Genomic DNA, 25,586 nt, shown 5'->3' with positions numbered 1-25,586 from the left:
GGCAAGAAATAAATTGATACAGAAAGATATATCGGTGAAATAAGCTCGCCTTTTCGCTAGCGTACGATGAAGACTAAACTATTTTTATGATATAGTTTCTAGTAGAGAGTATTATCCTTTATCTCCAATCTTCAAGTATGGCGTCATTCCCAATAGATTGATAGAGTTATCTTTATCTTGTTGCTCTTCAATCGGGTCATTGCATCCACCAGGTGGAATAGTTAAGAGGTACTTTACGTGAGTCTTGTCGATAACGACGATCAGCGCATGAATTCAACTGCTTCAGAGGGTATTCAACAGGAAGTCATCATCCAGCCAGCCAAAGCCCACGATCCCTATCAGGCCATGCGTTTTCTTGATTTCCGGTTGCTAGTCATTGGTACATTTATTGTCTCGATGGGTGATCGGATGGTTGAAGTTGCCTTAGGCTGGCAATTATATGAGCGAACGCATTCAGCATTGGTTCTGGGTGGAGTTGGATTGGTGCTGGTTATTCCCGTGCTTTTATTATCCTTGCCGGCTGGTCACATCGTGGATCGCTTCGATCGGAAGCGTATTTTACTGGCTGGTCAGATTGCTTTGATTGTATCATCGCTAGGATTGGCGGTATTATCATTTAATGATGGCTCGATTATCCTTATTTACGCCTGTCTATTATTGATGGGTATCGCAACTGCTTTCCTGAATCCTGCAAGTGCTGCCTTGACCGCTCAGACGGTTCCTGAGGAGGCATTTGAAAATTCGGCTACCTGGAATAGTAGTGCCTGGCAACTGGCTTCGGTAATCGGCCCAGGTCTTGGTGGTATGCTGATTGGTATTTTTCATCAAACAACCCTGATTTATATCCTGAATGCTCTGGCGGCTCTCCTTTTTGCCATTTTCCTCCTCTTTGTACGTGCTCGCTATCAGCCTGTCGTGCGACCCGCTGAGAAAGAAGCGTCAAGTTGGAAGGCGGTCTTTGAAGGTGTAAGCTTCTTGAAAAGTACGCCAGTCTTGCTGGCTGCAATTACTCTGGATCTGTTTGCAGTCTTATTGGGAGGCGCAACGACTCTGCTTCCAATCTTTGCTGTTAGTATCCTCCACATCGGTGCTACAGGTCTGGGTTGGCTACGTGCGGCCCCTTCAATCGGTGCTTTGTGTATGGCCTTTGTGCTGACACGTCGTCCACCCTTTAAGCATGCTGGCCCGACATTGCTTGTGGCTGTGATCGGATTTGGTGCCGCTACGATTGTTTTTGGTCTCTCGCATTCTTTCTGGCTGTCTCTGGCGATGCTCTTTCTGCTCGGTGGCCTGGATAATATTAGCGTGGTGATTCGAAGTGCGTTGTTGTTAACGAGAACTCCGAATCAGATGCGTGGTCGTGTCTCGGCGGTGAATGCGCTCTTCATTGGTGCTTCAAATGAGTTAGGTGGTTTTGAGTCAGGTCTGGCAGCACAGTTTTTTGGTCCGTTACTCGCAGTCGTGGGTGGAGGCATTGGGACGATTATTGTGGTGATTGGCGTGGCTCTGCTGTGGCCCGAAATGCGCCGTCTAGGAACCTTAAGAGAGACTGAAGATCAATCCAGCTGAGGAGTGATTGTCCCACGTTTGACGATTCCTGACGGCGCATAGTAAAAGAATATATGTTGTGTCTCATGTTCACTTGTTAAGATCAGATGCGGTTGCACGTACGCTTAAGCCAAGTGCAGCTGCATCTTCGCCGATGGCCCAGAATACATCGGGAATGCCTGTCGCGCTGGACAGGATTGTACGATAGCTATAGCCTGCCACAGAACCCAGGGCAGCACCAAGTGCTCCGTGTATCGCTCCGTCGAGTAGCGGCTGCTTATGACGCTTACAAAGTAAGGCTCCTGCCGTTGCGCCCAGAGCCAAACGGCCGATCAATGCTCCACCCTTTAAACGACTTGGTGTAAAAGGAAGCTTGTCTCCAATAAATTCGCCAACCGCAAGTGTAGCTGTCAGCGTTCTTAGCCAGGGAGCCGCTTCAGCATCGGTCCAGGTGAGAGCGGCTAATGGCGTCATTGAACGTAACCCTGCCACAATCCCAAGCCATGAAGCATGCTTTAAGGTGATTGCGGTTGCGGAGGTTTCCTCATAAGTCAGAGCGCGTGGCGTAAAATCTCCCACAATGTACGGTTTATCGCTATCTGTATTCATGGCACTCATCCTGATGCCTTACCTTTCTAGACTATAGACCTGCATTGCTTTTATCCTACACGTTTCAAAGAAATTATTAGATGCGGATTGGGCTTTCTGGATTTGCTATTGATTTCTCACATGTAATTTTATTCAGTGTACACGAACTATGCAAGCGGGGGAGCGTGCGTTGCTTTTGTGGGCTCGCGATATTTTTAAGCCCGGCTATATTTTGAGTCTAATGAATATGCGCATTTATCAATGTATTGGCGAGTGACAACAGACAAGTATGTACGCGAGAAGGGAGGAGATATGACTCAAACGCTTTCATCGACGGCACTTGTGGGCACCTGGATGCTCAGCTCGGTCGAGGTTCGCTATAGTGACGGAGATATCAAATATCCCTATGGCAAATATCCACAGGGCTATCTGATGTACACTGATGATGGTTTTATGTCTGCCGTGATTAGTGAGCGGGAAAGATCGCCTTTTACCGGCAATGATATTTTTGGCGGAACCGTGGAGGAGCAAGCTAAAGCTGCTCGAACCTATCTGTCATATTGTGGTCCATATAGCATACACGGAGATGAGGTTATCCATCATGTAGACATCAGCCTGTTTCCCAACTGGATGGGTCAGGAGCAACTTCGGTATATCGAGTCACTTGACGATGATACGCTTGTGCTGCGTGCTATGCCCTTACTACTGGCAGGCAAACAGGGAACAAGTTATCTTATCTGGCATCGTCAGCATAGCGCGCACTGATACCCTGTCTTCAGGCTGTACCGATCTGCTGATGTTAAATCAGTAGATCGGTGTCTCTTTTGCAAAAATTAGCATATTCTATTCAAATTGGGGAATGATGCCATCTTTTGCACATAGATGGCGAATATCACAGCTTCGGCAGACGCCTGGCTCTGGCGGTGTGACAACCTCAAAGTGCTTCTGAAGAATATGCTGGCTAATCGTATCAAAATAATTGCTCACTTGCTGAATATCATCCTCATGATAAGGGATTGTCATACGAGCATCCTCCTTGTCCTTTTCATCGGTCCAATATAAAGAGAGTCGCTCAGGAAGCTGTCCCAGACGCCGTTCGAGTGCGTATGCGTAGAGGTAGAGTTGTCGTTTGTATGATGCCAGGACTGCGGCGTCTGGAGCGGGACGTGGGCCAGTTTTAAAATCGATGATTTCGAAGCCATTTTTGCTCTGTAACAATAAATCCATCTTGCCAGTCAGAATATACTCGTCCTGTTCAATTTGAAAACTGTACTCAGCGTCATGGATATTTGTTAGTTCGTCCTGGTTCTGATCCACGTAGCGGAAGATTTGCGTGCGGGCTTTCTGTCGCGATGTTTTGTCGAGTGGTGTGAGACCAGTACACGTCAGGAAATAGAAGGTCCGATCGAATAAGTAATCAAGCTTCTTGTCATCAAGAGCTTTCAACGAGCGTTCGAGCGCGATACGATGAACGGCTTCCAGGGTCTGATGGATGAGTTGTCCATAAAAGGTGTTGGCGGCGTGAGCAGGCTGGAAGCCATATTCACGCAGGAATTCAAATTGTCTGGGACAGGTCTCATAGTTAGTGATATGACCTGTCAGGCTAAAGCGACGCTTGAGCGGCTTATGATGTTGATGGGTTTCAGCGGCGGACATGTCTAAGAGGGCATTGTAGTTGTATTCTAATGATGGCACACTCTGACAAAGAGCTCTGAATTGTGCGTGCGGCTCCTTCGAGGCACTTAATACGAGAAGCTGTTTGGCTCGAGAGAAAGCCACGTAGAAGAGTCGTCTGAGGTCGAAGGCCGGGATATGCTTTTCAGGCTCATGCTGGGGCCGATGGTAGTAGTCCTGGATGGGCCGATCTGTTGTGTTGCTCAGAGACGGATTCCTATCCAGACGTCCAACAATCACCACCGAGAATTCCAGCCCTTTTGCCTGATGGATAGTCATGATTTGTACGTGCCCCTCAGGCACAAGGTCCTCTGGATTTTCGAGCTGATTTACACCATCCATGTGGAGCAGGTAGAGAAAGCTATGGAAGAAGTCATATTGGATCGCGTGCAGATTTTTATTGCTAAGCGATAGATATTGAAAGCTGGTGAGAAAAATTTTGAGGTATTCGGAGAAGAGAACGAGATTGGATAAGGCGAGTTTTTCAGTACGAAATGGCTCAAAGGCGTCGGTGGCGAGCAGGCGATAGAAGCAGTCTGCGAGTTGTTTATCGGATGCAGCTGTCTGATTTTGCTCGGATAGCAGTTCCTGATCAATCGTGTGTAATTCGGTTTTGAGGTCGCTGTACTTCAGGCTGTGTTGAATGAAAATTTGTTTGCATAACCTGATATATTCGATAAATTGTTCTTGTTCATCTGCGAAATCAGCATCATGAAAGTGCAAAATCTGCGTGAAACAACCTATCAGGAGTTGAATTTCTGGTCGTTGAAAGTATTCTCGCGCTCGTGGGCAGTAGACTGCAATATTCTGCTTGTTGAATGCTTCTATATATGGGCTACTATATGTTGCGCGTACGCTATGGAGCAGCAATGCTACTTGACTATAATCCTGGATCTTCCCCTGCTTTTTCAAGTCGGCAACCAACTGTGCGATCTTTTCAGCTTCATCATAGATATCGCGACCGATCAGCGTGACAACCGCTAGATGTTCGATACTTGCTTCGCCTGAAGACTCAAGATTTCTATCAGGTGGTGCCGCCCGGATCGTTTTTTCGGTCCGAAAGATGGTCGTTGTGGATGAGGTATCTGTTTGGGTTAGGGAAGCAGCCAGTGAGGCCATCCACTGATTACATGCCTCTATAATGGTGGCGTTAGAGCGATAATTGGTTGTGAGTTGAATGTCATGGCACTGTTCAAAGGTCTGGGGAAATTCAAGGATGTTGCGTACCGTTGCTCCTCGAAAGCGGTAGAGAGCCTGGTCCTCATCTCCGACAACGCAAAGGTTGTTGTCTTCAGTGGACGCGGCCAGGGCGCTCAAGATTTTTTCCTGGATATAGTTGGTGTCCTGATATTCATCAACGAGCACATAGCGGATATCACTGGCAATCATCTTAAATACATCTGGTTCTTGGAGCAGGTCGTAGGCGTATTTCTGTAGGTGCGCAAAATCGACATAATTGCTGTCTGCCAGTATCTTCCTGTATCTCTGATAGATGAGAGGCATAAAGCTCGCAATCGTCTTTTGGTCGCTGGCATCATCGATGATGGGTTGAGGGAACCTCTCCAGCAGCTTTTCGAAGATAAGTTCTTCCGCAATCTTGTCAAGTAGAAATTGGAGCTTTCTGGCGATCTGCCACTCTGATCCCCATTCTGTTCTCAAGAAAGCCAGCATACGCGTCCCACATAGTGAAGGTAACGAGCGGTAAATCAATAATCGTTGCGAGAATTGATCCAATGTCTCGTAGCTATTGCCAAGCGGCGTGTGGTCTAAATGCCGATTGATGAGCTGCTTGCAGATACTATGAATAGTGCCAATTTTGATATTCGATAAGTCCCCTCGATAATTGATATTGTGTGCGATATCCAATAATCGATCCTGTATTTCGTAGGACGCTCTCTCAGTATATGTGCATAAGATGATTCCTTCTGCAGGTGTGTTCTCGCAGAGTAGTAAGTTCATAGCGAGCAGTGTCAGGCTATAAGTTTTCCCCGATCCAGGTCCGGCTACAACGCGTAAGGGTCCCCGTTTATGGGAAATGATCTTGATTTGAGCTTCATTCATGCGATAGTGCTGTGCTAATGCTGGCGCAATAAGATTGTTTGATTCAATGATCACTATGCTATTCTTTCTACACAACTTGAACGACTTTTAGAGATGGAAAAAGCCGTTTTACTTTCCTATCACCAATGGCTGCATATAGATATATACGCACAGGCATCAGCTGAATAGGAAAAAGTAAGTTGCATAGTCAAATATTCACTCGTGGAGGTGTCGTTCTTACCTGGAAGGTTGGTTAGCATCGTGATGGGGGTAGAAAAAGGTCAGTATATATGAGGATAGTGGTAAAATGCTCACGAAAAAACACCCATGTGGGCGGGTGAGACGGCGACTTCCTATTTTCCCATGCAGTTGCCCACATAGTATCATCGGGGAGGAAGAGCTTAACTACCGTGTTCGGGATGGGAACGGGTGTGCCCTCTTCGCTAACGTCACCAGCTCACCTGCACATACAGGTGTTTCTTACAAAAAGAATACTACTACAGTTATAGCCACTTGTCAACCCCCAATAAAAACGTGCTTTTTCGTCTTTTGTCCTTTAGTGTTTTTGATGGCAGTAATTTGTGGGCTCTGAAACTGATAGTCATAAGGCTTGACAGGTGTACGATGCCTGTGGCATAATCACAAAGCTGTCAAAAAGCGACAATCACCGAATCTTCTGCAAGAGAACGTGCTCCTGTCCTTACGTATCAGTTGTGCCACGTTAAGGTGGCTCTCCGAGATTCATCTCGCTGGACCTTCCCAACATTGGTTGAGACTTTCCTGTAGGATGCGTCGGCTCTTTTTTCGGTCCTCTGACCTGTCTTGACAGGCCGGACGACACGAATCACGAGTTTTCGGAACCGCGCAAAAATTGCTCGGAAAACGCTTGACAAAGCACAAGGGATATGCGATACTACAGCTACGGAACGAGCGAGACACAAAATAACGAAACGCTCGATCCACACGAAAACAGACGTTTTCGTAGATTGTACCTTGACAACTGAAGAGTGGAAAGCAGAACAGTAACTGGAACACACAGGTGTTTCACGTTCCTGTCAATTCGGTCCCGCATGTCATGTGCGGTGACCATTAATCTCTGCGAATTTATAGCCAATGTTAATGTAACTTGGTCATGATCGCAACTTAACGCATATGCTTTTTCGCATCTCGTCCGCTGTGATGGGGTGTTTTATAAAAACATTTGATGGCGAGTTTGATCCTGGCTCAGGATAAACGCTGGCGGCGTGCCTAACACATGCAAGTCGAACGCTCTGAGTAATCAGAGAGTGGCGGACGGGTGAGTAACACGTGGGCAATCTACCCCGAGGTGAGGAATACCGGCGAGAAATCGCCGACAATACCGCATACGCTCCGCAAAGAGCAAAGTCTGCAAAGACGCCCTGGGATGAGCCTGCGCTCGATTAGTTTGTTGGTGGGGTAATGGCTCACCAAGACGTCGATCGATAGCTGGTCTGAGAGGACGATCAGCCACACTGGGATTGAGAACGGCCCAGACTCCTACGGGGGGCAGCAGTGAGGAATTTTCGTCAATGGGGGCAACCCTGAACGAGCAACGCCGCGTGCAGGAAGAAGGTTTTCGGATCGTAAACTGCTTTTCTCTGGGACGAGAACGGACGGTACCAGAGGAATCAGCCTCGGCTAACTACGTGCCAGCAGCCGCGGTAATACGTAGGAGGCGAGCGTTGTCCGGAGTTACTGGGCGTAAAGCGCACGCAGGCGGTCAGATCAGTCTGGAGTGACAGTCGTCGGCTTAACCGACGAAGTGTTCTGGAAACTGTCTGACTTGAGGGCTTCAGAGGGACACGGAATTCCGGGTGGAGTGGTGAAATGCGTAGATATCCGGAGGAACACCAATGGCGAAGGCAGTGTCCTGGGAAGTACCTGACGCTCAGGTGCGAAAGCTAGGGGAGCGAACAGGATTAGATACCCTGGTAGTCCTAGCCGTAAACGATGACCACTAGACGTTGGGGGTATCGACCCCTTCAGTGTCGCAGTTAACACGATAAGTGGTCCGCCTGGGGAGTACGGTCGCAAGATTAAAACTCAAAGGAATTGACGGGGACCCGCACAAGCAGCGGAGCGTGTGGTTTAATTCGATGCAACGCGAAGAACCTTACCAAGGCTTGACATGGATTTGCACCAGCGGTAATGCGCTGTCTCTTCGGAGCGGATCCACAGGTGCTGCATGGCTGTCGTCAGCTCGTGTCGTGAGATGTTGGGTTAAGTCCCGCAACGAGCGCAACCCCTGTCGTTAGTTGAAGTGATCTAACGAAACTGCCATTTCAAAATGGAGGAAGGCGGGGATGACGTCAAGTCAGCACGGCCCTTACGCCTTGGGCGACACACACGCTACAATGGTCAGGACAAAGAGTTGCCAACCCGCGAGGGGGAGCTAATCTCGTCAAACCTGGCCTCAGTTCAGATCGGAGGCTGAAACTCGCCTCCGTGAAGGTGGAGTTGCTAGTAACCGTAGGTCAGCACACTACGGTGAATACGTTCCCGGGTCTTGTACACACCGCCCGTCACACCACGAAAGTTGGCAACACTTGAAGCCGCTGGGCTAACTCTTCGGAGAGGCAAGCGTCGAGGGTGGGGTCAGTGATTGGGGTGAAGTCGTAACAAGGTAGCCGTACCGGAAGGTGCGGCTGGATCACCTCCTTTCTAGGGAGCTACCGTCACTGTCCTTCAACGAAGGACGCATCTAAGGTGACGCACTTCCAGGTCGACACAGGACATGGTACATCTGTCCAGCAATCTGCGCTGGTTTCCACTCTCCAGAGGTTGGGGTTCCGCCCCACGGGCTACGGCTTGTGGTGTGCGCCAATCTTGCACGTTTACAACTGCATAGGATATCTCTTCAATTTTGCTGAGCACAATGTGTGGTCAGCCGAAACTGAAGCAGAGGATCGAAAGTTTTTATCACCAAAAGATAAAATGTCAAGCATTCAAGACATGACAAAGATGTAGAGAACAAGCTACACAGAGTACGAGGTGGATGCCTTGGCGCTGAAGACCGAAGAAGGACGCGGAGACCGGCGAAACGTTTGGGGGGAGCTGCATGCAAGCGATGAGCCCCAAGATTCCGAATGAGGCAACTCTTCCAGAGTGATGTCTGGAAACCGCCTGCTGAACACATAGGCAGTGACGGGGGGCAGTGGGTGAACTGAAACATCTCAGTAACCCGACGAAAAGAAATCAACCGAGATTCCCGTAGTAGTGGCGAGCGAACCGGGAGCAGCCCAAACCGGAGGTTCTTCGGAACAACCGGGGTTGTAGGACCGATATCAAGCAATGATGAACTACTCGAAGGCGTTGGAAAGCGCCACCAGAGCGGGTGAGAGTCCCGTAGAGGACGGTTTGTCAACGTGGATCGGTATCCTGAGTACCACGAGGCACGTGAAACCTTGTGGGAAGCTGGGGGGACCACCCTCCAAGGCTAAACATCTTCAGCGACCGATAGCGAACAAGTACCGTGAGGGAAAGGTGAAAAGCACCCCGAGAGGGGGATGAAAGAGACCCTGAAACCACGTACTCACCAGCAGTCAGAGGCCACTGTCTCTTGCGAGACCAAGGGCTAATGGCGTGCCTTTTGTAGAATGATCCGGCGAGTGCATCGTCGTAGCCAGGTTAACCAACGGTATAGTTGGGGAGCCACAGAGCAATCGAGTCTGAACAAGGCGACCGTTGCGGCGATGCGACCCGAAACCGTGTGAGCTATCCATGAGCAGAGTGAAGCGGATGTGACAGTCCGTCGAGGCTCGAACCCACCAGTGTTGCAAAACTGGGGGATGACTTGTGGATAGGGGAGAAATTCCAATCGAACACGGAGATAGCTGGTTCTCCCCGAAATGTATTGAGGTACAGCTGCATGATTGAGAACTATCCTGGAGGTAGAGCACTGAATGGGCTAGGGGCCTTTTGCGGGTTACCAAACCCAACCAAACTCCGAATGCCAGGACAGATTGCATGCAAGTGAGACAGTGGGGGCTAAGCTTCATTGTCGAAAGGGAAACAGCCCAGACCATCAGCTAAGGTCTCTAAATATGCGCTTAGTGTCAAAGGGAGTCATTTCGCCCAAACAGCCAGGATGTTGGCTTAGAAGCAGCCATCATTGAAAGAGTGCGTAATAGCTCACTGGTCGAGTGGAGTGGCACCGACAACGTATCGAGGCTCAAGCGCGTTACCGAAGCTATGGAATTTTACAGTCTCCTTGGAGTCTGTAGGGTTGGTAGGGGAGCGTTCTGGAGGCAGAGAAGCCAGATCGAAAGAACTGGTGGAGCGTCCAGAAGTGAGAATGCCGGAATGAGTAGCGTCATGTCTGTGAAAACCAGACACACCGAATGCCTGAGGGTTCCTGGGCACCGTCAATCGTCCCAGGGTGAGTCGGGTCCTAAGCCGAGGACGTCATAGTCGTAGGCGATGGAAAGCAGGTTGGACATTCCTGCACCGGAGTACTTCGTTACGAGCAATGGGGGGACGCGGTAAGGAAGGTGAGCCCATCGAATGGACAGGATGGGTCTGTATATGGAAGCGCGACGCCGAGGAAAATCCCGGAGTCCTGTGCGTGACCAGTGCAGCGAGCGGTCGCAAGACTGCGGAAGTCATTGAGCCCTACGCCGCCAAGAAAAGCCTCTCGCCAGAAGCCTACTCCGCCCGTACCGCAAACCGACACTGGTAGGCAGGGGGAAATCTCCCCAGGTGATCGAGCGACCCTCTGTTAAGGAACTCGGCAAATTGACCCCGTACCTTCGGAAGAAGGGGTGCCCTAGTAGCGATGTCTTTTCGGAGATGGCGTGAGGGGGTTGCAAGAAATTGGCTCAACCGACTGTTTACCAAAAACACAGGTCTCTGCGAACGCGAAAGCGGAAGTATAGGGGCTGACTCCTGCCCAGTGCCGGAAGGTTACGAGGAGCGGTGATCGTAGCTGCGAATCTAAGCCCCGGTGAACGGCGGCCGTAACTATAACGGTCCTAAGGTAGCGAAATTCCTTGTCGGGTAAGTTCCGACCCGCACGAAAGGAGTAACGAGTTGAGCACTGTCTCGACAGAGGACTCGGCGAAATTGAAGTACCCGTGAAGATACGGGTTACCCACGACAGGACAAAAAGACCCCGTGGAGCTTTACTACACCTTGATCTGGATACGAGGTGGATCGTGCGTAGCATAGGTGGGAGTCGGAGAACCTATCCTTGTGGGGGTAGGGGAGACAACAGTGAAATACCACTCTCGATACAGTTTGTGTCTCATGCGTCACCGTGATCCGGGACGCAGACAAGGTCAGGCGGGTAGTTTGACTGGGGCGGTCGCCTCCCAAAGAGTAACGGAGGCGCCCAAAGGTTCCCTCAGGGTGGATGGACATCACCCATAAGAGTGTAAAGGCAGAAGGGAGCTTGACTGCAAGACGGACAGGTCGAGCAGGGACGAAAGTCGGGCTTAGTGATCCCACATTCCCGAGTGGAAGGAGTGTGGCTCAACGGATAAAAGCTACCCCGGGGATAACAGGCTTATCTTGCCCAAGAGTTCACATCGACGGCAAGGTTTGGCACCTCGATGTCGGCTCGTCGCATCCTGGGGCTGGAGTAGGTCCCAAGGGTTGGGCTGTTCGCCCATGAAAGCGGCACGCGAGCTGGGTTCAGAACGTCGCGAGACAGTTCGGTCTCTATCCGTCGTGGGCGTAGGAGAATTGAGGGGCGTCATCTCCAGTACGAGAGGACCGAGATGGCTTGACCGCTGGTGTGCCAGTTGGCCTGCCCAGGCCACAGCTGGATAGCTATGTCAAGAAGGGATAAGCGCTGAAGGCATCTAAGCGCGAAGCCGCACCCAAGATGAGTTCTCCCAACACTTTCGAGTGTTTAAGATCCCAAGCAGACGACTTGGTAGATAGACGACACGTGGACATCCGGTAACGGACGCAGCGAAGTCGCCCTAATGATCGAGCGGCTTGTTTCAACAATGTATCTTCATCATGGACTTTGAATGCGGGTTCTCTGCTTCAGCGTATCGGCTGATCGCACGAGGGGCTCGGCAAAATTGAGGACAGATCCTATGCAGTATGTACTCTTTCGAGAAGAGAGGCTTTACTCACATGAGTAAGGTCTTTTTTTTGTTGTGCTCATAATATGAAATTTCCATAGAGATATATTTCTGCAAAGAAGAGATAAAAACGACTAAGACGCGAGCGATTAAATAGTAGCTAAGGGATGCATTCATAGTAATATTTTGAGTACTATAAAGCATCCGCTCTACCTGTCTGTATCCATTTGATTGCTCGCTGGCCCAGTCGTCGGTTCAGTCGTTCAGATTGTACTGCTTGGATATTTCTACATAATTGCTTATTCGGCCACTAAAAATATGAGCATAAGAGGTGTTCCGATAAAGAGCAATGCTAGCAATGGACTATACCAACTGGTTCCTAACCAACTCAAATTGACACGAATAGCAAAAGGTATGTTTAATACTGCAAAAAGTGCCAGGGCAGCTCCCATAAAAAAGGCTCCGACGAATGACAAAAGGAGTACTTCAATCGGTTTTTTTATGCTACGTATTCCTCTTCCAAGTAGACTTCCGATGACTGCAAGTACAAGTATGGCGGCAACAAGTAAAAGAAAACCTGTGATCCCTGAGCCTGTACTATTTGTGATAGAAGCAATATCGGGAAATATAATAGCTCCTGCGAGAGAAAGTAGAAATAACAAGACGATAACTAGGAGCGCTTTTACCGCCAGTGATCCAAAATTCATGGTACCTCCAGTGACATCAAAATGCCGTCCAACATGAATAACTCTTTCATAGACTAATATACAATATTTTATGTAATTGGCAATTGTTACACCTGTCAATATACTCGCTAAATTACGCGATTGGCTTCTTCCTTGACATTTTGGCACTTATATCTAAGTCTGCCCGACAACTATTGCTTTTTCATACATAAAAATTCTGTTCCCAAGACTTCGCTACTATTATATAGCTATCATCATTTTAAACGCGAAAAAGTAGTATTTTTGATGGCTGATAGCAATAAATTTGTCAGCTAAAAGTTGACCTGTGTCTTATTATCCGATGTATCTCAAACATGCTGCATCCTATCCCCAAGCGAATCTCTTTTCTAAACTGAGCATCAAAAGTTATACATCAGTTTAGAAGAGATTGTGATAGAAAATATATATTGGATCTTTTTTGGAATAGGAAACGTTTTTGAAAAAGAAATCATGAAATTATGACTTCATCAGAGAGATTTAGTGAAAGAGAATGAGGAGAAGTATGTCACAGCAATTTGAACAGTCCGATGAGAATAACTCATTGAGCCTCAAGCATAACTCGCGGAGAGATTTTCTTCGTAACTCGGTTATTACAACTGTTGCTAGCGCAACAATTATCATCCCGACCAGTGCTCTTGTTGCTCAGACTGTCCATGCAGCCACGCAAGATGCTCAAAATCTAAGCGCTCATAGCGCATTTCGAGAGATAAAAGCTGATGAAGACGCGCACGTCTCTTTTTTAATACAAGCTCTTGGTAATTCTGCCCGAGCCAAGCCAACTTTTAAAGATCTCAAACAAAGTAGCGTCGATAAATTCATTCAACTCGCTCAAGTTTTTGAAAACGTCGGAGTCGGCGCGTATCTGCTGGCGGCTCCAGCGATCAGCAACAAAGACTATCTCGCAGCAGCAGCCTCGATTACGACCATCGAAGCACGTCATGCTGGATATCTCAACGCTCTACTTGGTAAATCGTTGAGTATGAATGGCTCATTTGATAAGCCTATTGCTCAAGCAAAAGTGGTTGCAGACGTTTTGCCATTTATTGGTAGTCTTAATGGTGGACCTGATCCTTCGAAGACATTGGCTAATGACACTGACATTCTCAACTTTGCTCTGCTCTTAGAATACCTCGAAGCCTCGTTCTATGATATCAACGTACCCAGGTTTTACTAATGCTGAGGTATCCCTTACCGAATAGACATCTTTGGCTGCTCGGTAAGGGATATTGTCTGTAGTGATGCAGATGAACGTGGATAAGTTATGCCAGAGATATCCTGGCGGTTTTGACTTCGATAGATGCATCCAGTACGAACTTTATGATCAGAGGTTCAGCTTCGATAATCGTTGTGGATATAATTGCTACATCAGTGCAGAAAAAAACCACCTGAAGCCACATTTAAGTGGGCTTCAGGTGGTTGCTGGTGCCGAAAGGGGGACTCGAACCCCCATGCCCTTACGAGCACAACGCCCTGAACGTTGCGTGTCTACCAATTTCACCATTTCGGCTTGTTCCCTTCCGGGATGGACATATAATACAGGATCTACTCTCAGCTGTCAATAGGTTTAACGAACTTTTTTTGAGTTGCTGAGTAGGCAGTTGAGAGTAGTTGTATTATGCATTGATATGCCCTTCTTTTTTAGAGCGCTGCCTCATAGTAAGACTAGATTCATGTTATAATAGTAGTCGTATCCTTAAGATAACGAGCTTATATAGCGATACAATATGAAAAGTTTGGTGGATTGAGTATTCATGTATAGGCATGAATCTACGGGATACAAGACTGGGAGTTTTTTATGCAAGAACGAACTGCACATGTCTGTTGTGCTATAGATATTGGGAGTAATACTCTGCGTCTTGTGGTGGCTGATGCTTCTCCTCACGGCCTGGATATTCTTGAGGCCGACGAGGCCCTGGTGCGGATTGGAGAGAGCGTCAACGCTACAGGATCTATCTCTGCTGAAAAGACCGAGCTTGCGATTGCTGTACTGAGTCGCTTTAAATCCTTAGCAGAGAAACATTCGGCGCAGCCTATACTGGCGATTGCGACCGAAGCGATCCGTAAGGCGAAAAATAAAGATCAATTTTTACAGGATGTTAAGCAGGCAACTGGTATTGAGGTCCAATGTATTGGGGGAGATGTTGAGGCGATCTTAACCTTTTATGGTGCGACTTATGCGTTGAGTAAAACTCCTCATGTCCCTGAGCAAGTTGCTGTGATGGATATCGGTGGTGGTAGTACTGAGCTGGTCTTTGCTCGCAATATGGACATCTACTGGCATACCTCGCTGTCGATTGGTTCTGGTTGGTTACATGATCGTTATCTGCGGGCGGATCCACCGACGAAAGACGATCAAGAGACTGCACGAGCCTTTTTGTGTACCTATCTTAATGGTTTGAGGGTGTCAACTTTTCCACCAGTGTTGTTTGTGACTGGTGGAAGCGCTAACACGGTGCTTGAATTGTCGAAGCGTGCCTTTGGCCTGGATTCTAATCGTACCTCTCTGACCCAGGAGGATCTGTTTCGCTGTGAGGGACTCCTCTGGGCTCTGCCGGCAGAGGAGATCGCTCAACGCTATCAACTTGATACTAAACGCGCTCGTATTGTTTCTGCTGGGCTTTTGATTTTGCTGGCGATCTTTGATCTATTCCATTTGGATGAGTTACAGATTAGCTCATATGGGATTCGTGAGGGCCTGGCGCTGGCATACGCACGTTATGGCGATGATTGGCTTGAACAGGCTCGCCAACAGGCACAATTCGCCTCTCAGGATGTTGTGATGGGGTCTTCACAAGTGACCTATTACGAAGTCTTTGCTGACTCGGGTCGCCGGATGTTTCGCGAGCGGGCGGAAACAATGATTGGTTGGACCGATGTTGTTCTGAAGCATGAGGATGTTGAGGCTGTACATAAGATGCGTGTTGCCTCTCGTCGCTTGCGTGCTGTGATGGATGCTTATCAATCTATCTGCCAACCCAAGGTATTTAAGAAGGTCTATCGGCAAGTGAAAGAGACCGCTGACATTCTGGGTATGGCTCGTGATACCGATGTGATGATTGCCAATTTACAACAACAGTCGAAGAACGTATCCGATGCGCAAAAGGCGGGGGGTAACTGGCTTATTGATAGCTTGATCCAGTATCGTCAGCAGCATCAAAAACAACTAGAGAAATATTTGCTGGCGTGGGATCATCAGGCATTTCTTTCTCAAGTAGAGGCATGTTTACCTGAAGGGGAGTCGCATAATGTCAAAAGCTAAAATCATTGCTCATCTTGATGCCGAAGCTCCAACAGGTCAAAATGCACGGATCATTGCCAGGACACGCCTGGAAGAATTGTATAGCTGGGAGAACTTTGTTGATGATTCATATGCAATTCATGAATTGCATAGTTTACGGATTGCCGCCAAGCGCCTGCGTTATACTCTGGAGATCTTTGGGGCGACATTTCCTCAAGAAGCATGTAGCGAGATTCTCAAGGAAGTCGAGCAGATGCAGGAAGAATTGGGGGCGTTGCATGATAGCGATGTGATGATTGCTTTGCTACGCCTCTACCTGGGTGGGCTGGATAGTGGATCTGATTATGAGCATGCGCTGATAGCAGTGGCCCAGCATCCATCTAAAGGATCTGCCCTTGTCAATCCTGAACTGGTCGCGCATGTTCTGGGGTCGCCTACGATACTCTCTGCTCTGCAACGGAAAGGTCTGGAAATGCATCTTATCTATCTTCAGCAGCAGAGAGAAGATCAGTATCAGGCTTTTCATAAACATTGGTATCAACTCAAAGGACTGGATTTCCGGAGTAAAGTCTCTGCTTTACTCGTTGATGAATAGGTTCTTGCATAGTGCTTTGAAGATAACTCCTGGTGACATTTTTTGGTTCTGTGAGCGTAATAATAGGGAGATAGTAGTATCGGTAGTTATGGGAATACCTATGGATCGAATTGTCTGCCTGCATACGTGAAATTGTTTTGTACTCAGGAGGAAATTGTGCATGATGTTACAAGATTTTGTAGAAGAAGTAAGTTGCATGAGGTATGATCAGCCGACTGAAGAAGAACTCACTTTAAGCGGGGGCTTACTTGTAGAAGATTGGCCTCATGCTCGTCATGTAGTGCAACTTTCTGTACAGCTATTTGAAGCTACACGTCCGATGCATCACGCTGGCAAGCGTGCCTTGCGCTTACTGGAACGCGCCGCTCTCTTGCACAATACGGGAATGATGATTGAATCTCGTCGCCATCATAAGCATTCGTATCGTCTGATTAGAGACACTCCTCTGCCCGGTGTTACCGAAAAGCAACGTCATGAGATCGCTTGCATCGCACGTTATCATCGTCGAGCGCTCCCCAGTACTGATCATGAGGAATATGCTGCCTTGTCATCGTCAGCTCGCAAACGCGTATCGCGTCTCTCTGCATTGCTGAGAATTGCTGATGCACTTGACTATAATCATGATGGGCGTGTATTACGTGTTGCTGTTGACCCGACAAATTGTAATGACAAAGAATGGACTATTCAACTGTGGGTGCGTCCACTTTCCGATTTGGATCAGGAATTAGAGCATGCTCAGGAAAAGGCTGATTTATTTGAGAAGGTGTTTCATCGGAAACTGCATTTTGTCCTCGCTGATTAATCACGACGTGCTGGCTATGCCTTTTTGATAAGCGCTGTACAGCTTCGTGGTTCGTGTCGCAGCTAGCGATCGGATCGCTCCATTGACCTTATTCCCAGACTACGACAGAAGACCCGATTGGTATTCCTAACCTGTATCTACTGAAGGGATTAGGAATACCAATCGGGTCTTTGCTGTAACATACCAGTCAGGTTATTTATAGACCTGTGTACTAGTGTGTGGATGCAAACTCGCGGGCTTCGGTTGCTTTAACGGTTGCTGTCTCGCGTTTGCCCTGTAAGCGATTAAATCCCCACTCACCTTTCTCCCAGATGACTAGTAGCATACTAGCATTGAAGATTGAAGAGTAAGTTCCACTGGTGATACCGATCAGCAAAGCCAGTGTGAAAATGTGAACCGAGACACTTTCAGCGGTAAAGAGTGTCAGCGTTAACATTGTAAAGATTACAGTTAGTGATGTGTTTAACGAGCGAGCCATTGTCTGAATCAAGCTTGCATTAACCACATTTTCAAATGACTCATTCGTACTGCGCTGCATGTTTTCGCGGATACGGTCAAACACCACGATCGTGTCATGGACTGAGAAACCGATCACTGTTAATAGCGCCGTAATGAACAGTGCATCGACCTGGACATTGAGGAAATGCCCCAGAATGGAGAAGATGCCGAGCACGACCAGCACGTCATGGAGTAGAGCGACGATAGCACAGACGCCGTAGCGTAGCGCCTTGGGCACTTTACGGAATGAGAACCAGACGTAGCACAAAATGAGGATCGAAGCAGCTGCGACTGCCAGGAACGCCATCTCGACTGTTCTACCAGCAACGTCAGCCCCTACTGAACTGGTACTTTCCACATAGAAGTATGGGCCGCCATTTTTTAGAAAGGCACCCTGTACATCGGCCAGGTTGACTGAATTGCTGCTACTTTTCTTCGAAGGGTCAGAGGTTGTGCGAGAGAGAATATTGATTGTCTGGGAATTATCACCTACCTGTACATCTTTGACGCCCAATCTGGTTGGATTTTTTGCGTCTGTCCCCGTATTGATCGTATTCAGTACAGTTTTAATATCAGCTGCTTTTGGTAGGCTGGTGAATTTTGTGTACGTTAGCAACGTATATGGTGTGCTACCATCTGTAGTGATATTTGAAATATCAACTTTCAATGGATTTGGCGTACCATACTTTTTGTTGAGCGCCGCCGTTACTTTATCGGTAATGGCTGGCGTCTCTATCTTATCCAGGCGAATCCAGACGATATTGGTTTTGGTGCCTTGATCAGTACCAAGGATCACCTGCTCACTCTTCAAATTGAATGGTTTGAGGAGATTGACTAACGTATCTGAATCAGCGACTTTGGTTTGCGGACGCAAAACGATATTCGTTCCACCAACGAAATCTGTTCCAAGGTTAAGCTGAAAGAGAATCAGCGAAATTATGCCTGGCACAATAATGATCAGTGAGAACAGAATGAATAGTTTGCGGTATTTGACTAAGTGTAACACTGCAAGCCTCCTCTATGCCGCGCTATTTCGTCGTGCCACTTTTACACTTGGAATGGCATTGGCGGGAATTCCGAACAGTGCAGGATGGTTGATGACGCCAGTGGGGACCAGCAGATTCAACAAGGTCCGTGTGACAACGATGGCTGTGAACATACTGATGGCAACACCCAGGAAGAGGGTGGTGGCAAAACCGACAATACTGGTGGCACCAAAGTTGCTACCAAAGCCATAGAGTACAGCGCAAGTAATCATTGTAGACGTATTTGAGTCGCGGATTGACGGCCAGGCACGTTTCCAACCTATGTCAATGGCGGATGCGAGTAGTCTGCCTGCTCGCAGTTCTTCCTTCACGCGTTCAAAGATCAAGACGTTGGCGTCTACCGCCATACCAATGGATAGAATAAAACCTGCAATGCCTTCCATTGACATCGTGACACCGATCATTTTAAAGATTGCAAATGTCACTAATGAGTAAAGTACCAGTGCAATGTCTGCGAGGAAACCAGGTAGACGATAGTAGAACAACATGAATAGCGCTACTATCGCTAAGCCAATGGCACCAGCCATGATGCTGTGCTGGATTGTTTCCGCACCTAGTGTGCCACCAATCACCTGATAACTTGTCTGGGTAAGTGCTACAGGAAGTGCGCCATATTTGAGGACGTTGACTGTTTGTTGTGCCTGTGCTGAAGTGAAATTTCCTGTGATTTGGCCGGGGCCAGTGATCGCGCTGTTGATAGCAGCTGAAGTAACAACTTTTTTATCGAGCGTTACTGTGAGGTAACTACCAATATTATCAGCAGTGAATCTTCCAAATTTGGTGGCCGCGCCATTACTTGTTTTCATCTGGAATTGAATAAGGTAGGCGCTTGTGTTAGGATCTTGACCAACACTGAGTGCAGATGGGTCGAGATCATTACCAGTAAACTGTGGCTTGCCGTTTGGATTCGTGGACGTATATTGTGTTGGATCGAATGTTGCCCCGTCTTGTAAGCCAGTTGAGCCAGTATTCCAAAATTCTAGCGTACCTGTTTGTAGGAGGGTGCTGAATGCTGATTGTTGATTGCCGCTATAGCCGGGTAACTCAACAATAATACTGCTTTTGACTCCAGTTCCTTGTTGCACACGTATTATTGACTGCTTGACACCAGAGCCATTCACACGATTTTCTAATGCATCCGCAGTGGTTTGTAATTGATCTATGGTTGCATTTTGTCCATCCTTTGGTTCAAGTTGGACACTTACACCACCCTGTAGGTCGAGGCCGAGGGTCGTTGTAAAGGGGTTTGTCAAGCGATGATAGACTGTGTTGGGCCAGAAGACGACAAATGATGCGCCCACGGCCAGCAAAATAATAAAGAAGAGGAGTACAAGTGTTCCTCGCCGCATAAATATTTTCCTCTCACTGGATTGGTTGAATTTTTTCCAAGGAGCGTACCAAGAATGCCCCCAGTTTCTGCCCATCGGACGCATAGGTAGAAGATTTTAGTGTACAAAAGAAACATGGGAACGCCCACCTTATTGCAGTGCAGTATAACATAATTGAACTCTGTTGCATATCCTGTTCAACTCTTTATAGCTATACATACAAGCTATACACATGTGTTTAAGGAGATTGCAAATCTTTTATGCTCTTGAGATCTCACTACTACGTATATGATCTTTCTATCTGTATTATACAGAAACGTGATTACGATAAAGTTTATGTGTGAGTGCACGCTCCGGACGATTTTATTTGATAGAGCTTTACGAATGGTCTCCCAACTACCCGCTTTGAGGTGATACGATATCATTGATACAGATATGATAACCCTTCCTATTCCAGTGTGTCTTTTTTTGTACCAAGGAGTCGGATATCTATGGATGAGAACGGGACTCAGCATGCCGTAGTTTCTACTGCCACTGTGATTGATAAAGATAAAATTGTCATGGACGTGCGCGATATTACTAAGAGTCTGCCCTTAGGGCGGGAGCGCATCGACATTCTTAAGGGCATTAGTTTTCAGATTTATAATAGCGAATTTGTTTCAATTGTAGGACCTTCTGGTTCCGGGAAGAGTACTTTACTGGGCATTATTGCTGGCCTGGATAATCCAACCACGGGTCAGGTTTTGATTGATGGCATTGATATTGCTCCTCTAAGTGAAGGAAAACTGGCGACTATCCGCAATCAAAAGATCGGGATGGTCTTTCAAGCCTTTAATTTGATTCCTACGCTCACAGCACAGGAAAATGTTGAGATCCCGCTCTATGTAGGTAAGCATAAGGGATCTCCTTCGACGCGTGCCAAAGAACTCTTAGCGCTGGTGGGACTCTCTCATCGGCTCAATCATCGTCCCAATCAGCTTTCGGGTGGCGAGCAGCAACGTGTCGCAATTGCACGAGCATTGTCAGCTGATCCTGCTATCGTGATCGCTGATGAGCCGACTGGAAATCTAGATGCGCGTAATGGTGAAAATGTCCTGAGTTTGATTGCGGATCTGCGTGCTCAAACTGGCAAGACCTTTATCATTGCCACTCATGATCAGAATGTCGCCTCCCATGCGAACCGTGCGATCCATATTGTGGATGGTCTGGTAAGCAGTATTGATGAGATAGGTGGGAGAATCGCACAGTGAAAGCCTCAATGTATCTCAACTATTCCTCGCGTTCACTCTTTCGGGATGGTCAACGTACGCTGTTAGCGATCTTCTGTGTCGCAGTTGGCGTGATGGCGATTGTCGCATTGCAACTGGTGGGCGTGATGATTAATAATGCCTTCACGGGCAATGTACGTGATGCGAACGGTGGTGATATTGCTATTCGTTCACAGCAACCTTTTACTGCCAGCGATCTGAAGTATTTTGATAGCTTGAAAAAAGATGGCTCAATTGCTGACTATATACCTATGATTACGTCTCAAGCCACTACGGGAGCCAGTGCTTCACAACGGCAATCATTTTTCAGTCTTCGCATCATTGATCCTCAACATTATCCATCTGCAACTGTCACGCCTCCAGATTTTGTCCAGCCTGCTAATGGAACTCTGGCAACGCTGGTGAAAAATGGAGGTGTGGTTGCGACTCAGGCTTTTATGGATCAGTATCACAAGAAGATCGGTGATAGTCTTGCTATTACAATCAGCTCGCAGACGCAAGGGAGCAATCATAGTATCCCCACTAAAATTGTTGGTATCGTCTCTGAGACTGGTGTCCTGGCCCAGGCCGGCAGCGTTGTACTGCTCTCCGCGAGCGACTATCATGCTGCATCTCCGCAGAAGGAACTGACATATGATACCGTCGATGTCACTGTGTCCGCTGCAAAAATTGATGCTGCCGTCAAAAAAATCCAGGCACATTTTCCTATAGCAACGACTCAGACGGCTACCGACGCGCTAAAGCAGGAAGAGCAGGTGATTGGGAACATTCGTAAGTTCCTGGAGATCGCTGGTCTGCTGGCCTTGTTGATTGGTGGTGTTGGTATTGTCAATACCATGCAGGTTCTGCTTTCACGTCGCAAAACAGAGATTGCTATGCTCAAGACTACTGGCTATCGTCGCTCTGATCTCTATCTTTTGTTTGGATTGGAAGCTGGTCTGCTTGGATTGATCGGTGGCTTGCTGGGAGCATTGGCTGCTATTGGGATTAGCTATCTGGTGCGCACTTTGGTGCAGGATGCCTTCGGTTTAAATATCCCCTTTGTTCTCGATTGGTTGACGATCGGTGGTGGTGTCGTGATTGGCCTATCGACATCCTTGATCTTTGGCTTATTGCCGATTGTCCAGGCCGCGAATATTCGTCCATTAAATGTCATCCGCGAACTGCCGGAGGGGCGTGGGGCAGGGAGTATCGTGCTCATTGGAGGACTACTACTGATCCTTTCCGTCCTATTCTGTATCCTCTCAATTATTATCCTGGGAGGCGATGTACAACTCGGCGCAATTTCAGTCTATGGCATCTTCATCTTTTTGGGATTGCTGAGTCTGGTGCTGGGATTGTTGATTGTACTTGTCAGTAAACTTCCCGTACCTGAGCGTTTTAGTGGGTGGCATAGTGCGCTTGTCGTGGGCATGCTGGTTATTGCGGCCGTACTCTATCAGTTTGCTCGACCATATAGTCTGTTGTTTGTTTTCTTCGCGCTACTGGGTTTGATTGTCCTGATTGTGCCGCGTACGCTGAAGGCCAGTACGAAAATGGCATTACGTAACCTTGCTCGCCAGCGCGGACGAACAACGACAACGATGCTGGCCTTGTTCGTAGGTATTTTCACTATCGGTTTGATTCTGGCTCTAGGACAGGATTTGCGTACCGAAGTAAATGATGTGATCACCACTGCACTGAATTATAACGTGTTTGCGATTACTACTCCTACGGATACCAAAAAACTTGAGGCTAAATTGTCTACCATTCCTGGACTCTCTGCTCATCAAGTACATACATTGGCTACGACTGCCCCATTGAGTATTGATGGGAAGCCAATTCAGGAGTATCTCAGTAGTTCTCCAGCGGGAAATGGAAGCTCTCTGAGGCAGCAGGCGCTGCGCTATTATCTGAGTGGCGTGGAAGGCTACGATGTTGCCAATAATCAATTACCTGTCACCGACACGTTAAAAATTGTGTCAGGCCGAAATTTGCGCGCAGGGGATGCCGGAACAAATAATGTGGTGGTTTCACAGATCCTCTCGCAAAGTAATTCACTCCATTTGAAACTGGGTGCTAAGATTACTCTCGTTGGTGTCAGTAAGCTAAATATGAAAACGGTGACGGTAATTGGTTTCTATCAAACCACCGGCTTTGGTGCTAATCTGGACCCGGTATTGGGAACAAATGATACCACGAAGGCGCTGGCACCATCAGGTCAGGCGTCGTCGGCCTTCTACATGAAGATCGATCCCAACAAGTTGAACAGCGCAGTTGATGCGATTGGAAAAACAGTTCCCAATGCTTTCTTGCTAAGTCTGGCCAGTCTGGTCAACTTTATCGATCAGCTTCTCAACGATATCTTGCTCACCCTGACGACGATTGCCTCACTTACCTTGCTGGCAGGAGTCATTATTATTGCCAATGCAGTTGCTCTGGCTATGCTGGAGCGGAGACGTGAGCTGGGTATCCTGAAATCAGTCGGCTACACGAGCAGGACTATTCTGAGCGAGGTACTGCTCGAAAACGGCCTTGTCGGAGGGCTAGGAGCGATTGTCGCGATGGTGATGGCATCAATTGTTACCTGGTTGCTAGGGATATACGCGTTCAAGACCGCATTTACTGTGAGTACGACCATTGTGATAAGCCTTGTTATAGGCTCTATCATCCTGGCGATGATTACTTCACTTGTGGTGGCCTGGGGTGCTGTGCGTGTACGTCCACTGGAAGTACTGCGCTATGAGTGAGATGTTATATTGGTCCATACTATGAGCACCGTTGTATATAACATGTATCAATATAACATCTAGAGCATTATAGAGGTAAAAGAAGCAGCGGGATCTCCATTTCCTCCGGCGTCAGGCCTCCATGATGCCCCTGGAAATGCATGCTAAACTTATTCTCTTCGTACCACCAGACCGTCTCACGTTTGTAGGGGAGGATGACGATATTACCAACGCGATCCAGAAAGGTGCGTGATGGTTTCTCCAGGCCAAAGAAATGCTGCGCAATTAAATCTTCGGTGAGATAGACTTCGGCTCTATTCTGAAGTCGTTGCTTCAGCTCTGTCATCGCTGTTGTGACATATTCCTCTTTTATATGGAGAAACATATCGCGTGCCGAGCCTGCTGGCGCCAGTACCAGTCCACGACTATTCGTTTTCAGATAGCGGTTGATGATCGGCATTTGTTGATTCAAGTAATAGACATTGTAGGGATTGACCTCGACCTGTCCATGATCTGCTGTCAGCATAAAGAGCGTCTTGCCGGTCTTGTGGCGTGTCTCTTTCAAGAAGAGCTCATTTATTGTCGTAAAACAGTTATCGACGGCTTCGTCCATTTGTTTGGATGATGGCCCATAGTTATGACAGGTTGCATCGATGCGATCAAAGTAAAGAAAGTAATAGTTTGGTCGTTGATGTGGCGTGGTTAAGAGTTCTGTCAGAGAATGTAACGCATCAGCCAGGACGCGATACGGATGAACTGTCGCACCTCGAAAGACGATATCAGAGTAGGTCGAGGGAGTGTATGCCTGATATTGTATGATATGCGAATCGATGCCCTGCTCTTGAAGCGTTTGATAGAATGTCTTCTGAGGGAAAAACGCGGATGGGGCAATGCCGCTCTGCTTGACGGTGTCGCGTGTATATTTGTCGGCAGAGTAAGAAAATGTGAGTGGTGAAATGATATCATGCACAAGTGGCTCGTAATAGTTCCATTCATAAACGCCGCTTTGTCCAACGTTGAGGCCAGTATGGATGCAGGTGACATGAGCAGCGGTGGTCGAAGGGAATTGAGATGTCAACTTTGAGACAACCCCCTGTTGCATAAATGCTTGAAGCACCTCATACTTTTCTGCATATTTTTCAAAAAAGCGCCAGCCAAATGCATCGATGAAGAAGAAAACAACGTTATCGTAGCGTGTTGGAAGATCACCAAAGACATCGAGAGGAAGTGTACTTTTCCCATCGCCTGTAAGTAAAAACTGGATTGTTGAGGGAAAGTTTGAGAAGCAATATGAATCGTAGCGTGGGCGAATAAATCGCTGTGAGAATCGAGAGCTATTGACAGCCTTTACTGATGCTGTATTAAGCATTCTTGTTCCTGCTTCCTAAATAGGTGAGGTTTTATATCTCTGGTCTGGCATTGTAAGTTCATTCCACAAGTATATCACGGAATATTCAGGACACAGTCATATTGTA

14 protein-coding genes, 1 tRNA gene and 3 rRNA genes are annotated in these 25,586 nt (G+C 47.6%); 10 read left to right on the top strand and 8 right to left on the bottom strand.

Annotated features, from left to right (window positions below; translation table 11 throughout):
* The first annotated feature begins 237 nt into the window (after positions 1-237).
* A complete protein-coding gene (locus AC27N8_RS18305) occupies positions 238-1,569 on the top strand; it encodes an MFS transporter (protein WP_487068828.1) in 1,332 nt (443 codons plus the stop codon).
* Between the two features lie 69 nt (positions 1,570-1,638).
* Here the strand turns inward: AC27N8_RS18305 and AC27N8_RS18300 are convergent, their stop codons facing one another.
* Positions 1,639-2,157 (bottom strand): DUF4126 family protein, encoded by a 519-nt coding sequence (locus AC27N8_RS18300; protein ID WP_487068827.1) that lies wholly within the window; start codon positions 2,155-2,157, stop codon positions 1,639-1,641.
* A 291-nt stretch (positions 2,158-2,448) separates the two neighbouring features.
* On the opposite strand from AC27N8_RS18300, the gene AC27N8_RS18295 reads away from it, so the two are divergent.
* Positions 2,449-2,901 (top strand): lipocalin-like domain-containing protein, encoded by a 453-nt coding sequence (locus AC27N8_RS18295; RefSeq protein ID WP_487068826.1) that lies wholly within the window; start codon positions 2,449-2,451, stop codon positions 2,899-2,901.
* 78 nt (positions 2,902-2,979) lie between these two features.
* On the opposite strand, the gene AC27N8_RS18290 is transcribed toward AC27N8_RS18295, so the two are convergent.
* Together AC27N8_RS18290 and rrf are read right to left on the bottom strand one after the other, a co-directional pair.
* Positions 2,980-5,925: an ATP-dependent helicase gene (locus AC27N8_RS18290; protein ID WP_487068825.1), complete on the bottom strand. Its 2,946-nt coding sequence runs from the start codon at positions 5,923-5,925 to the stop codon at positions 2,980-2,982.
* 265 nt (positions 5,926-6,190) lie between these two features.
* Positions 6,191-6,307 (bottom strand): 5S ribosomal RNA (gene rrf, locus AC27N8_RS18285).
* A gap of 744 nt (positions 6,308-7,051) precedes the next feature.
* Between rrf and AC27N8_RS18280 the strand changes: the two genes are divergently transcribed.
* A 16S ribosomal RNA gene (locus AC27N8_RS18280) occupies positions 7,052-8,532 on the top strand.
* Between the two features lie 307 nt (positions 8,533-8,839).
* Positions 8,840-11,819 (top strand): 23S ribosomal RNA (locus tag AC27N8_RS18275).
* Between the two features lie 383 nt (positions 11,820-12,202).
* Here the strand turns inward: AC27N8_RS18275 and AC27N8_RS18270 are convergent.
* Positions 12,203-12,610 carry a hypothetical protein gene (locus AC27N8_RS18270; protein WP_487068824.1) on the bottom strand — a complete coding sequence of 136 codons (408 nt, stop codon included), beginning with the start codon at positions 12,608-12,610 and terminating at the stop codon, positions 12,203-12,205.
* A 520-nt stretch (positions 12,611-13,130) separates the two neighbouring features.
* On the opposite strand from AC27N8_RS18270, the gene AC27N8_RS18265 reads away from it, so the two are divergent.
* Positions 13,131-13,802, top strand: coding sequence for a ferritin-like domain-containing protein (locus tag AC27N8_RS18265; RefSeq protein WP_487068823.1), 672 nt, complete (start codon positions 13,131-13,133; stop codon positions 13,800-13,802).
* Positions 13,803-14,048: 246 nt separating this feature from the next.
* Here AC27N8_RS18265 and AC27N8_RS18260 read toward each other — a convergent pair.
* Positions 14,049-14,135, bottom strand: a tRNA-Leu gene (locus tag AC27N8_RS18260).
* Positions 14,136-14,423: 288 nt separating this feature from the next.
* Here AC27N8_RS18260 and AC27N8_RS18255 point away from each other — a divergent pair.
* The 3 genes from AC27N8_RS18255 to AC27N8_RS18245 all read left to right on the top strand — a co-directional run bounded on the left by AC27N8_RS18255 (position 14,424) and on the right by AC27N8_RS18245 (position 17,263).
* On the top strand, positions 14,424-15,887 hold the full coding sequence (locus AC27N8_RS18255) for a Ppx/GppA phosphatase family protein (protein WP_487068822.1): 1,464 nt from the start codon (positions 14,424-14,426) through the stop codon (positions 15,885-15,887).
* Entirely contained in the window at positions 15,874-16,461 is a 588-nt protein-coding gene (locus AC27N8_RS18250; RefSeq protein WP_487068821.1) for a CHAD domain-containing protein, read from the top strand. The genes AC27N8_RS18255 and AC27N8_RS18250 overlap by 14 nt, the downstream gene beginning before the upstream one ends.
* 160 nt (positions 16,462-16,621) lie before the next feature.
* Positions 16,622-17,263, top strand: a complete 642-nt coding sequence (locus tag AC27N8_RS18245; protein WP_487068820.1) for an HD domain-containing protein — start codon at positions 16,622-16,624, stop codon at positions 17,261-17,263.
* Between the two features lie 211 nt (positions 17,264-17,474).
* Here the strand turns inward: AC27N8_RS18245 and secF are convergent, their stop codons facing one another.
* On the bottom strand, positions 17,475-18,767 hold the full coding sequence (secF, locus tag AC27N8_RS18240; RefSeq protein WP_487068819.1) for a protein translocase subunit SecF: 1,293 nt from the start codon (positions 18,765-18,767) through the stop codon (positions 17,475-17,477).
* Positions 18,768-18,779: 12 nt separating this feature from the next.
* Positions 18,780-20,156: a protein translocase subunit SecD gene (secD, locus tag AC27N8_RS18235; RefSeq protein ID WP_487068818.1), complete on the bottom strand. Its 1,377-nt coding sequence runs from the start codon at positions 20,154-20,156 to the stop codon at positions 18,780-18,782.
* Between the two features lie 470 nt (positions 20,157-20,626).
* Between secD and AC27N8_RS18230 the strand changes: the two genes are divergently transcribed.
* Complete coding sequence (locus AC27N8_RS18230; protein WP_487068817.1) at positions 20,627-21,385, top strand: ABC transporter ATP-binding protein; 759 nt, start codon at positions 20,627-20,629, stop codon at positions 21,383-21,385.
* Entirely contained in the window at positions 21,382-24,132 is a 2,751-nt protein-coding gene (locus tag AC27N8_RS18225) for an ABC transporter permease (protein ID WP_487068816.1), read from the top strand. The genes AC27N8_RS18230 and AC27N8_RS18225 overlap by 4 nt, the downstream gene beginning before the upstream one ends.
* Positions 24,133-24,199: 67 nt before the next feature.
* Here AC27N8_RS18225 and AC27N8_RS18220 read toward each other — a convergent pair whose 3' ends face one another.
* Entirely contained in the window at positions 24,200-25,480 is a 1,281-nt protein-coding gene (locus AC27N8_RS18220) for an alkaline phosphatase family protein (protein ID WP_487068815.1), read from the bottom strand.
* Between the last annotated feature and the right edge of the window lie 106 nt (positions 25,481-25,586).

The sequence above is a fragment of the Dictyobacter sp. Z7_2 genome, assembly GCF_057551105.1.
The sequence above is the reverse complement of the archived record's forward strand: the minus strand, read 5'-3'. Positions and strand labels throughout refer to the sequence as shown.